This window comes from Mycobacterium sp. PSTR-4-N (genome assembly GCF_022348085.1).
Lineage (GTDB): Bacteria > Actinomycetota > Actinomycetes > Mycobacteriales > Mycobacteriaceae > Mycobacterium.
The window spans coordinates 132,125-143,116 of the sequence record NZ_JAKRFN010000015.1; the positions used below are offsets into that span (position 1 = coordinate 132,125).

Genomic DNA, 10,992 nt, shown 5'->3' on the forward strand with positions numbered 1-10,992 from the left:
CGTCAGCCGCCGGTGACGGCGGCGTACGCGGTGTTGTACTCCTGCGTCTGCTCGTCGGTCAGCGGCGCCCATCCCTTGGACTTGTCGAGGACTTCCTTCGACGGGTTGATCAACGGGTTCTTGGCCGCCGCCGGATCGACCTTCTCCAACTCCTCGGTCATGTCCGACAGCACCGGCACGTACTGGACGAACGCGACCAGCTTGGCGTAGTTCGCCCGGTCGTAGACGTAGTTGATCCACGCCTCGGCGGCCTTCTGATTCTGGGTGGTGTAGGGGACCACCATCGTGTCGACGAACGTGGTGGCGCCGGACTCCGGGACCACGAACTGCAGATCGGGGTTGTCGGCCTGCAGCTGCACCACGTCACCCGAATACGCCTGCGCCACAGCGATATTGCCGGCAGCGAGATCGTCGGCATAGTCGTTGCCGGTGAAGCGCCGGATCTGGCCCTTGTCGTTCTGCTCACGCACCAGGTCGATCGCCTTCTGCACGCTCTCGGTCGTGGGGTTCTCCGGCGAATTGCCCTGCGACAGCATGATCATGCCGAGCGCGTCCTGCGAATCGGAGAACAAGCTGACGCGGCCCTTGAACGCCGGGTCCCACAGATCGTTGATGGACGAGATGTCGCGGCCGGTGGCCGCACGGTTGTAGGCGAGTCCGACGAGTCCGGACATGTAGGGGGCGCTGTACTTCCGGCCCGGGTCGACACTGGCCTCGAGGAGATCGGGCCGGATGTTCTTCTTGTTCGGCACGCCTTCGTCGCTGATGTCGTTGAGCCATCCGAGTTGGTGCAACCGCACCGCCATGAACGTCGTGGGCACCGCCAGATCGGCTCCGATGTCCTGCTTGCGCGAGAGCGGCTCTTTGACCTTGGCGAACCACTGCTCGTTGTCGTTGAAGTCTTCCTTGTAATCCACCGTGATGCCCGAGGCGGTCTGGAACGCCGCGACGAAACCGTCCGCCATGTACAGCGGCCAGTTCGAGATTCGCAGCGTGCCACTGGCGGGGCCACTGTCCTGACTGGCGGAACTGGCGGTGTTGCTGTCGGATCCACCGCAGGCGGCCAGCACGGAGGAGCCCAGGCCCAGGGCGGCGGCAGCGGCCGCACTGCCACCGATGAATCGGCGTCGCGAGGTGCGGTTGGCGGTCAGTCGGGCAAGCAGGCGGGGATCGAACTCGGGGGACATGGCGAGGCGTACCTTTCGTCGGGTCCAGAGAGGGTCCAGAGAGGGGAGGGTCGAAACGCAGGCGTCGGGCCGCGGGGACGATCAGGAGTCGTCGAGCATCTCCTCAAGATCTTCGGTCGTCGGGGTGCCGGCACCGGGCAGCACCAGCGACGCATCGGGTGCCCATCCCACGTAGACCTCGTCGCCGGGGCGCAGCATCGGCAGATCCTGCTCGGGTCCCACGTGGGCGATCACCGTGGATTCGTCGGGCGCGGCGAGCGAGAGCCGCACCACCGGACCCTGGAACGTCAGATCGGTCACCGTCGCGCGGACGCCGACGGCGTCGCCGGTGGGGGCGTCCATGCTGACCCGCACGCGTTCCGGGCGCACCATCAGTGTGGCTTGGCCACCGGGTTCGATCGTGGTGTCGCCGGGACGAGCCTTGAGCGTGGAGCCGAGGACGTCGATCTCGACGTAGTCGCGGTTGACGCGGCCCGTCTGGCGGCCCGACCACAGGTTGGCCTGGCCGATGAAGCTCGCCACGAAAACCGTCGAGGGTCGGTCGTAGATCTCGGTCGGGGAGCCGATCTGGTCGACGTTGCCGGCGTTCATGACCGCGATGCGGTCACTCATCGTCAGCGCTTCTTCCTGGTCGTGGGTGACGTAGATGAAGGTGATGCCGACTTCGCGCTGGATTCGCTTCAACTCGAACTGCATGGCGTGGCGCAGTTTGAGGTCGAGGGCGCCCAGGGGCTCGTCGAGCAGCAGGGCGCTCGGGTAGTTCACCAGTGCTCGCGCGAGTGCGACGCGCTGTTGCTGCCCGCCCGACAGTTGGGCGGGTTTGCGTTCGGCGAAGTCGGTCAGCCGCACGATCTCGAGGAGTTCGTCGACGCGCTTGCGGACTTCCTGCTTGTCCTTCTTCGCGCTGCGCGGTCCGTAGGCGACGTTGTCCCACACCGTCATGTGCGGGAACAGCGCGTAGTGCTGGAAGACGGTGTTGACGTTGCGCTTGTTCGGCGGGGTCTTCGAGACGTCGCGACCCTCGAGGCGGATGGCGCCTTCTGTCGGGGTCTCGAATCCGGCGATCATTCGCAGCGTGGTCGTCTTACCGCACCCGGAGGGCCCGAGCATGGAGAAGAACTCGCCCTGCGCGATCGTGAAGTCGGCGTCAGCGACAGCGACGTAGTCGCCGAAGCGCTTCGTGACGTGGTCTATCTCGATCACGGGGCCGCTCTTGGCGCGGGTCGCATCGCGTCCCGCAGACCCTGACGTCTGGTCTGCAGCGGTGGTGTGTGTGCCGGTCAGCGGGGATCCTCCTCGAACGTCGGCCGTCGTGGCCGCTATAAACCTTCGCGGATCGCGTCGCCGTTGGCAACCGTTTCCGCAACGAATTTACATTTCTACAATGGAATCCTTCGCCGAACCGGGCATCCGTTGCGAGAATCGGCGAGATTTCGGGTTAAGGGACGCGGGACATCCACGCCTGACCCGGGAGCTTCCGATCGGCGGACTTCGCTATCTGTATGAGTGTGCCGCGCGAGTATGGCGTTCGTCGCCGTTTACCGGGGTGAGTCGGCGGGGTAGTGAGGGCTCATGGCCACAGTCGACGTATCCGTGACCTCGGACCTGAGCCCCGAGCGGGCCTGGACTCTGGCGTCAGACCTGAGCCGCTTCGAGGAGTGGCTGACCATCTTCGGCGGATGGAAGAGCCCCGTGCCCGACGAGATTGACGTCGACACCCAGGTGTCCTCGCTCATCAAGGTCAAAGGATTCCGCAACATCATCCACTGGCGCGTCACGCGATACGACGAGCCCAAAGAGATCGAACTCATGGGCAACGGACGGGGCGGCGTCAGCATCGGGCTGAGCCTTCAGGTCGAGCCCCGCGACGGCGGCGAAGGACGTGGCTCGTCGTTCCGCGTGGTGGCCGACCTCTCGGGTGGTCTGCTGAACACCCCGGTCGGAAGCGTCGTCGCGCGGGTGATCAAGGGAGACGTGAAGCGCTCGGTGTGCAACCTCGCCGAGCTCGGTTAACCCCACTCGTGGTTCATCGCCCGTGTCTCGTGACGCGCATTCGGCGCGGGTGACGTAGACCGGGGCCGGGACGCGGCGATCAGCACCATCGCCAGCAAGGCGGTGACCGCGCCCGCGGTGAAGATCGCGACGAAGCTGCTCTCCAGCGGGACGCCGGCCGCATCGGTACGACCCAGCAGAACCGCGACCACCGCGGCCGCGGTCGAGCTGCCCACGGTGCGTGCGATCGCGTTCATCCCCGTCGCAACGCCGGTCTCTCCGGCGGCGCTGTCTCCGACGACCAGCGCGGGCAGGGCCCCGTATCCCAGGCTGATGTAGCCATTGGCCAGCACGCTGGCGATGATCACCTGCCAGGGCGCCGAGTGCAGGAAGGCGGCCAGGACGAATCCGACGATGCCGGCCACCGCGGCCACGACCAGCACCGGACGCGCGCCGAACCGGTCGATGAACCGACCGCTGACCAGGGCGACGACGAAGCCGGTGACGGCTCCGGGCAGGAGATACACGACGCTGGCCTGCAGCACGGTCGCACCGAAGCCGTAACCGCCGGGGCCGTCCGGCATCTGGACGAACTGCGTGAGGCCGAGGAACGCGAAGTAGAGACCCATCCCGACGAACACGGTGGCCACGTTGGTGAGCAGCATCGAGCGCCGCGCCAGCATCTGCGTCGACACCAGCGGCTGGCTGACCCGCCGCTCCCACCTCCACCAACCGATGAGCACGATCACACCGCCCGCCGCGCAGGCGACGGTCCGCGGCGAGGCCCACCCCCACGAATGACCTTGCGTGATGGACAGCAACACCGCCGACAGGCCCGCCGCGAGCCCGAGCGCGCCGATCCAATCGATCCTGCCCGCCGCAGAGCGCGGCCGGTTCGGCACGACAGCGATCACGATCGCCAGCACGACCACGGTGAATCCGGTCGTCAGCCAGAACACCCGGTGGTACCCCGCGTCCCCGCTCATCAGCAGACCCACCACGACAAGACCTGCACCACCACCGAACCCCAACGTCCCCGACAGCACGGCCATCGCAGAGCCGATGCGAGCTTCGGGCAGTTCCTCGCGCAGGATCGCGATGCTGACCGGATACAGCGCGAACGAGGCGGCCTGCAGGACCCGCGCGAACACGAGCAGCGGCAGCGACGTCGTCGTCGCCGCCAGCAGGGAGCCGGCGAGGACGACGGCCAGCACCGCCAACAGCACGTGCTTCTTGCGGTGCAGGTCGGCGAGACGGCCGATCAGCGGTGTGGCCGCTGCCGCCGCGAGGAGGTTGGCGGTCACGACCCAGCTGACTGCGACCGTCGATGCATCGAGTTGGTCGGCGATCACGCCCAGCACCGGCACCACCGCGGTCTGCAGCACGGCGACGGTTAGGACCACGACGCTGAGGCCGATGACGAGGAGGCGGGGCCTGCTGTGTGCCACGCCCACTCCGATCGTTAGGACATCTCGATTTCGATCGATTATGGACTCCCGTTCGGCCGGGCCGGTAACCCGGGGCCGGTGGGGGGCCGGCGTCCGTGATCGAATGTGGCTATGGCTCAGGGAAGCTCGCCGCAGGTCCGATCCGCCGCTCTGACCGGGTCGGTCTTCACCGGCCATCGACCGACGGGCGCCGGCGATCTGTCGGTGGAGACGCACGGCATCGCGCCCATTCCGACCGATCAGCGTTACGGCGGTCCCGGCCGCCTCTTCACGGTGTGGTTCGCACCGCAGGTGAACATGACGGCCGTCTTCACCGGCACGTTGGCGATCGCGCTGGGCCTCGGGTTCTGGCTGGGCATGCTCGCGATGCTGATCGGCACCCTCCTCGGCTCCCTGGTGGTCGGATACCTATCGACCTGGGGGCCGCGAACCGGTGCCGGTCAGCTGCCCAACGCCCGCATGGCCTTCGGCGGAACTGTGGTGGTTCCTGCTGCGCTGCAGTGGATCTCGTCGATCGCATGGGATGCCCTGGTGGGGTTGTTCGGGGGCGAGGCGTTGTCGGTTCTGCTCGGGATCCCGTTCTGGGCCGCGGTGCTGATCGTGCTGGGTGTCCAGGGCGTGGTGGGTGTGTTCGGCTACGAGTTGATCCACCGACTGCAAGCCGTCCTGACGGTGGTGCTGTTCGTGACGTTCGTCGTGTTCACCGTCAAGCTGATCGGCGGCCATGACATCGTGGCACCGGCCACGGCGGCGGGGCCGGACCTGATCGCGGCCTTCGTGCTCGAGGTGACGATCGCGTTCAGCCTGGCGGTGTCCTGGGCGACCTACGCCGCCGATTTCAGTCGTTACCTGCCCGCCGACGTCTCCCGGGCCAAGGTGTTCGCGTTCACCGCGGCGGGTCTGCTGCTGGCGTACTCGTTCGTACAGGGCATCGGGATCGCGGCGGCCGAGCTGGTGGGTGAGCAGACCGCCGTGGGGGTGCGCTCGGTGATGGGCGGTGGCGTGCTGGGCGCCCTGGCGCTGCTGGTGATCGCGATCGCGTCCATCGGCTCCGGGGTGATGAACGATTACAGCGGGTCGCTCGCCCTGCAGACCGTCGGAGTCCGGGTGCGTAGACCGGTTTCCGCGGTGATCGTCACCGTCCTCGCCTTCGCCCTGATCCTGTGGCTCCACGCCGCCGATACCGCGCAACGCTTCACCGATGTGCTCCTGCTCGTCAGCTACTGGATTCCGGCGTTCGTCGTGGTGCTGGTGATCGACTGGCGGATCCGGATGGCTGGGCGCGACATCGTCGACCCGTCCGAGGAATCCACGAACCGGCGCGACGCGGCCGCCGCGTTGATCGTGTTCCTCCTGGCCTATCTGATCGCGGTGCCCTTCATGAACACCACGCTGATCCAGGGGCCGATCGCGACAGCCTGGCACGGGGCCGACATCGCTTATTTCGTGAACGCCGCAGCAGCGGCCGTGCTCTACGGCGGCTACCGAATCGTCACGGGCCGCAGTCGCCGGTTTCGGTAGCGTCGGGTGCAGTAGCCGCCGCCAGGAAGGATTGACCGAGATGCCCTCGAAGACTCTTGCCAAGACCGCCGGTGCTGCGCTCGCCACCGCTGTCGTCGGCGGGCTGGCCAGCAGGCCCGCTCAATCGCCGTGGTACACGCGCCTGAAGAAGCCGTCCTTTCAACCCCCGGCTCAGGCGTTCCCGATCGTATGGCCGATCCTCTACACCGATATCGCAGTGGTCTCGGCGTCGACGATCGACACCCTCGAGGAGCAGGGCAGGCATGACGAAGCGCGCTCCTACACCCGTGCGCTGGCGGCCAATCTCGTGCTCAACGCCGGGTGGAGCTGGATCTTCTTCAATCAGCGCCGGCTCGGCACCGCCGCAGTGGCGGCCGCGGCATTGGCCGTCAGCAGCACCGATCTGACTCGCCGTGCCGCGGCGGTGCAGCCGGCGGCCGGGGCGGCGCTCGCCCCCTACCCTCTGTGGTGCGCCTTCGCGACGGCGTTGTCGAGCCGCATCTGGCAACTCAACCGTTAGGGGCGGCTCAGTTCCACGGTTGGTCGGTGGGCCGGTGCTGTCCGGGACGCGCCGATCGACGCCAGGATCTCGCCGCTACGAATCGCGATGTTCGACAGCAGCGACGAGGTCAGTCCGTGGGTGTGCTCCGTGTTCCCCTGCACGTAGAGTCCGCCCGCGGTGGACGGCTCGGTGACGAGCCGATAGTCCCGCGTCACCGCGGGGCGCCCGTCGGTGTAGACCAGGTCGGCGTGCAGCGGGCCGAGGATGGCGCCGAGTGCGGCGGGGGTGAATCCCGTCGCGTAGATCACTGCGTCGCAATCGATTCGGTGGATCGAGCCGGTCGGGTGGTGGCGGATGTCCACGGAGATGCCGTCGTCGTGTTCGTCGGTTCCGCACACGCTGGACGCGCCCCGCAGGTACAGCCGTCGTTCGCCGGTGACCCGCTCGGCGTACTCGCGGGCGTAGAGATCCTCGATGAGCGGCATGTCGACCGCGGAGTAGTTGGTGCTGCGGTGGTAGTCGAGCAGTTGACGGCGAATGGGCGGACTGGCGCTGTAGAAGTCATCGACGGCGTCCGGATCGAAGACTCGGTTGGCGAACGGGCTGTCGTCCGCGGGGCTGTAGCCGTATTTGGCGAAAACCCCGTGCACCTCGACGGCGTCGAGATCATGGAGGTAGGCGCACACCTCGGCTGCGCTCTGTCCGGCGCCCACGACGACGAACCGGTTGTGGCGTCTGGTCGGCAAGCGGTCGAGATCGTGGAGGAAGTTGTGGTTGTGGATCTTTCGTGCCGACGGGGTGACATCGGGGGGAAGTTGGGGTTGCAGTCCACCGGCGATCACCACGTTGCGCGCCCGCAGCGTACCGGCATGGGCGCCCGTCACCTCGATCTCGAAGTACTCGCCGACATCGCGCACTCCGGTGACTCGTGAGCCGTAGTACACCGGGGCCGCGACCTTGTCTGCCGCCCAGCGCAGGTAGTCGTGGAACTCGACGCGCGTCGGGAAGAACGTCTTGTAGTTGATGAACTCGGTCAGACGTCCCCGGTCGGTCAGGTAGTTCAAGAAGGTGAACTCACTGGTCGGGTTGCGCCGAGTGGCGAGATCTTTCAGAAACGAGATCTGCATGGTCGCACCGGGGATCAACATGCCGGTGTGCCAACCGAACTCCGATTTGGCCTCCACGAACTGGGCCGTCACCGGCGCGGTCGAGGTGTCGTTGTGCTCGCGCACGGCGATCGCCAGCGCGAGGTTGGACGGGCCGAAGCCGACACCCACGAGGTCGAGTACCTGCTCGGAGCCCGAGGGTCTGCCGAATGTCGTCATCATGCTCCTGCCATCTGATCGAGCGCGCCGGGAACGGGCTCCGACGGGTCCGTCCCCAAGCCGACGATGCGATTGGCGGCGTCGACGTGGACGACCGCGCTGCGGTGACGCGCCAGGTCCGACTGCGGCACGCCGACGAAGGACATGATGATCACCAGGTTGCCGGGTGAAACCAGATGTGCTGCCGCGCCGTTGATTCCGATGACTCCCGAACCGGCGTGGCCGGTTATCGCGTAGGTGACCAGTCGCGCGCCCGAGGTGACGTCGACGACGTGCACCTGTTCGCCCTCGACGATCCCTGCCGCCGACATCAGATCCGCATCGATCGTGATCGATCCCACGTAGTGCAGGTCGGCCTGGGTGACCGTCGCCCTGTGGATCTTGCCTCCGAGCATTGTGCGCAGCATCCCGCCTCCATCCGTCACCGCTGGCCGATAGATAAGGCTAGCCTATGTTTAGTGTCGTGCAAGCTCTACGTCGACCCCGGCCGTCGTGTCAAAGATGTTGGTAGCCAACGAGGCCGACAGTGGAGCACGGGGGTGATCGGCGCGATCGGCTCTGGCGGGCGCTAGAAAGTTAACCGAGCCTAAGCTAATCTGCACGCGCCAGTCATACCGAACGAAGGGGAAACCAGCGTGACCGAGCAGCAACATCGTCAGCGTCACAGAGGGCGCGCCGGCGCGACCGTACTGGCAGCGTTGCTGCTCGTCGCCGCGCTGGTGGGGTGTGGATCGTCGTCGACCCAGGCGCCGCAGGCGCAGACCGTGACGATCGCCCACAAGTTCGGCGAGACGAAGGTTCCCGCCGATCCCCAGCGGGTGGTGACCGTCGGCTGGACCGATCAGGACTTCGTCCTGCCCTTCGGGGTGATCCCCGTCAGCACACGGGAGTTCTTCACCGAGTACAACGGCTACCCGTGGGTTCAGGCGGCGACCGACGGCAAGGGTGTCACCACCTGGGGCGCCGACACCATCGACTTCGAAGCGATCGCCGCACAGAAGCCCGACGTGATCTTCGCGATCTACGAGACCATCGACCGGCAGACCTACGACCGGTTGTCGTCGATTGCGCCCACGGTGATCCAGTCCGGCGACTACGCCGACGAGGAGACACCCTGGGACGTCCAGCTGCTCACCACCGGCACCGCGCTCGGGAAGAAGGACCAGGCCGAGAAACTGGTCGCCGAGGTGAAGGGCAAGATCGCCGACGCACGCGCTGCTCACCCGGAGTTCGACGGCAAGACGTTGGTCGTCGACTTCGGCCCGGAGAGCGGCGGGCATTACCTGCTGCCCGAGAACGACCCTCGCCGTTCGCTGTTCACCGCCCTGGGCTTCAAGACGCAGGACGTCGACGGTGACATCAGCGAGGAACGGCTCGACCTGCTCGACAAAGACGTGTTGTTCGTCAACGGTGCCACCCGGGAGCAGATGATGGCGTCGCCGGCGTTCGCTCGGCTGGGCGTGGTGCGGGACGGGCGCACGCTCTACACCACCTTCGAGTCGAACCTCAGCGGTGCGCTCACCTACAGCGGCCCACAGGCACTGTTGTACGCGCTCGACGTGCTCACCCCGCAGCTGGCCAATGCGCTGGCAGGGCGGCCGGTCGCCGACCTCGCCAACGCCTGACATCCACCTCGACACACCCCGCCGGCGCGATGCCGGCGGGGTTCGTCGTGTCAGGACCCGTCCCCGCGCGTCAGCATCGCCACCAGTGCCGGGCCGTACTCCTCGAGCGCCGCGATGTCGAGCAGATCGGAATGCCGGAACGGCACCGACACCGCCGTCAACTCGCCGCCGATGTAGCGCCGCCACGCCGGTGACGCAGTGCCCCACTGAGCGACCTCTTCTGCGGCGTCGACGAAGAAGACGTCCCCGTCGTAGTGCCCGTAGTCGGCGTCCGCCGTGAAACGCTCTGCGGCGATGTAGTTCTCGATCGCCACCGCCACGTGCCGGTCGTCGAGGACGGTGATGGCATCGCCCTGTTCCTTCATCAGCTCGACGGCCTGCTCGACGGTCAGGCGATCCTCGGGATCGACAGGGAAACCCATCTCCGCCAGCACACGTGCCAGCACGGCGTCTCGATCGTGGACGCGGCCGGCTTCGGTCACCTCCGGGTAGGAGTCCAGCATGGCGACCATGCCGATGAGCCGACCGCGCCGCCGCAGCTCCTGCGCCGCCAACAGCGCGAGAACGCCACCGAACGACCACCCCAGGAGGCGGACCGGACCGTCGGGAGCGATCTGCTCGACGATGTCGGCATAGTCCGACGCCAGCGAGGCCAGATCGTCGGGCAGCTGACCGCCCGAGAACAGCGCAGACTGCAGCGCATAGAGCGGGACATCGCTCGGCAGAACATGTTTGAGCGCCGCGTAGGGCCAACCGAGGCCGCTGGCCGGCGGCAGGCAGAACAGCGGTGCCGCAGTCCCGGTGGTCCGCAGCGGCAGCGCGGGTGCAAAACTTCGCGCTCCGCCGCCCGAGTGCCCGGACAGCAGATCGTCGACGGCGGCGACGGTGGAGGCGACCATCAGGTCGGCCACGGACACGCGATCCGCAGCGCCGGCGAACTCGCGGCGCAGGACCGACGTCAGGCGGACCAGCAGCAGGGAATGTCCGCCCAGTTCGAAGAAGTCGGCGTCGACCGAGTCCACCGGCGTACCCAGGATGTCGGTGAAAAGCTCGCACAGCCGACGCTGCCGCTCGGTGCTCGGGGGACGCCCTGCGCTCGCGGAGAGAACCGGTTCGGGTAGTGCGTTCTTGTCGAGCTTGCCGCTGGGGGTGAGGGGGAACGCATCGAGCCGGATGAATGCCGCGGGCACCATGTGGCTGGGGAGGGCGCGGGCGGCAAAGGCACGCAGTGTGTCGGCATCGGCGGGTTCAGGCGCGTCGCTGAGGTAGTAGGCGATGAGTCGTTGGTTGTGGACGATGACGCGTGTGGTGGTGATGGTGGGGTGTGTGGTGAGGGTTGTTTCGATGTCGGTGGGTTCGATGCGGATGCCGCGGAGTTTGATTTGGTCGTCG

The 10,992-nt window shown here is 67.0% G+C and carries 10 protein-coding genes; 4 read left to right on the plus strand and 6 right to left on the minus strand.

Going from position 1 to position 10,992, the window contains the following annotated elements:
• Nucleotides 1–2: 2 nt before the first annotated feature.
• Both MHN84_RS19575 and MHN84_RS19580 read right to left on the minus strand, forming a co-directional pair.
• Nucleotides 3–1,187 carry a spermidine/putrescine ABC transporter substrate-binding protein gene (locus MHN84_RS19575; protein WP_241206164.1) on the minus strand — a complete coding sequence of 395 codons (1,185 nt, stop codon included), beginning with the start codon at nt 1,185–1,187 and terminating at the stop codon, nt 3–5.
• Nucleotides 1,188–1,268: 81 nt separating this feature from the next.
• The gene (locus MHN84_RS19580) at nt 1,269–2,390 is read right to left on the minus strand and encodes an ABC transporter ATP-binding protein (protein WP_241206165.1); all 1,122 of its coding nucleotides are present in this window, start codon (nt 2,388–2,390) and stop codon (nt 1,269–1,271) included.
• A 369-nt stretch (nt 2,391–2,759) separates the two neighbouring features.
• Between MHN84_RS19580 and MHN84_RS19585 the strand changes: the two genes are divergently transcribed.
• Nucleotides 2,760–3,200, plus strand: coding sequence for an SRPBCC family protein (locus tag MHN84_RS19585; protein ID WP_241206166.1), 441 nt, complete (start codon nt 2,760–2,762; stop codon nt 3,198–3,200).
• On the opposite strand, the gene MHN84_RS19590 is transcribed toward MHN84_RS19585, so the two are convergent.
• On the minus strand, nt 3,197–4,627 hold the full coding sequence (locus tag MHN84_RS19590) for an MFS transporter (RefSeq protein WP_241206167.1): 1,431 nt from the start codon (nt 4,625–4,627) through the stop codon (nt 3,197–3,199). The genes MHN84_RS19585 and MHN84_RS19590 overlap by 4 nt on opposite strands.
• A 111-nt stretch (nt 4,628–4,738) precedes the next feature.
• Here MHN84_RS19590 and MHN84_RS19595 point away from each other — a divergent pair, with 111 nt between their 5' ends.
• Nucleotides 4,739–6,148 carry a cytosine permease gene (locus MHN84_RS19595; protein WP_241206168.1) on the plus strand — a complete coding sequence of 470 codons (1,410 nt, stop codon included), beginning with the start codon at nt 4,739–4,741 and terminating at the stop codon, nt 6,146–6,148.
• A 40-nt stretch (nt 6,149–6,188) separates the two neighbouring features.
• Nucleotides 6,189–6,668 carry a TspO/MBR family protein gene (locus tag MHN84_RS19600; RefSeq protein WP_241206169.1) on the plus strand — a complete coding sequence of 160 codons (480 nt, stop codon included), beginning with the start codon at nt 6,189–6,191 and terminating at the stop codon, nt 6,666–6,668.
• Here the strand turns inward: MHN84_RS19600 and MHN84_RS19605 are convergent.
• A complete protein-coding gene (locus MHN84_RS19605; protein ID WP_241206170.1) occupies nt 6,665–7,978 on the minus strand; it encodes a lysine N(6)-hydroxylase/L-ornithine N(5)-oxygenase family protein in 1,314 nt (437 codons plus the stop codon). The two genes, MHN84_RS19600 and MHN84_RS19605, sit on opposite strands and share 4 nt — an antisense overlap.
• Entirely contained in the window at nt 7,975–8,382 is a 408-nt protein-coding gene (gene panD, locus MHN84_RS19610; protein WP_241206171.1) for an aspartate 1-decarboxylase, read from the minus strand. The genes MHN84_RS19605 and panD overlap by 4 nt, the downstream gene beginning before the upstream one ends.
• 228 nt (nt 8,383–8,610) lie before the next feature.
• On the opposite strand from panD, the gene MHN84_RS19615 reads away from it, so the two are divergent.
• Nucleotides 8,611–9,600: an ABC transporter substrate-binding protein gene (locus MHN84_RS19615; RefSeq protein ID WP_241206172.1), complete on the plus strand. Its 990-nt coding sequence runs from the start codon at nt 8,611–8,613 to the stop codon at nt 9,598–9,600.
• A gap of 50 nt (nt 9,601–9,650) precedes the next feature.
• Here MHN84_RS19615 and MHN84_RS19620 read toward each other — a convergent pair.
• Nucleotides 9,651–10,992, minus strand: a 1,342-nt coding sequence (locus MHN84_RS19620) for a thioesterase domain-containing protein (RefSeq protein ID WP_241206173.1), incomplete at its 5' end; no start/stop codon positions are given.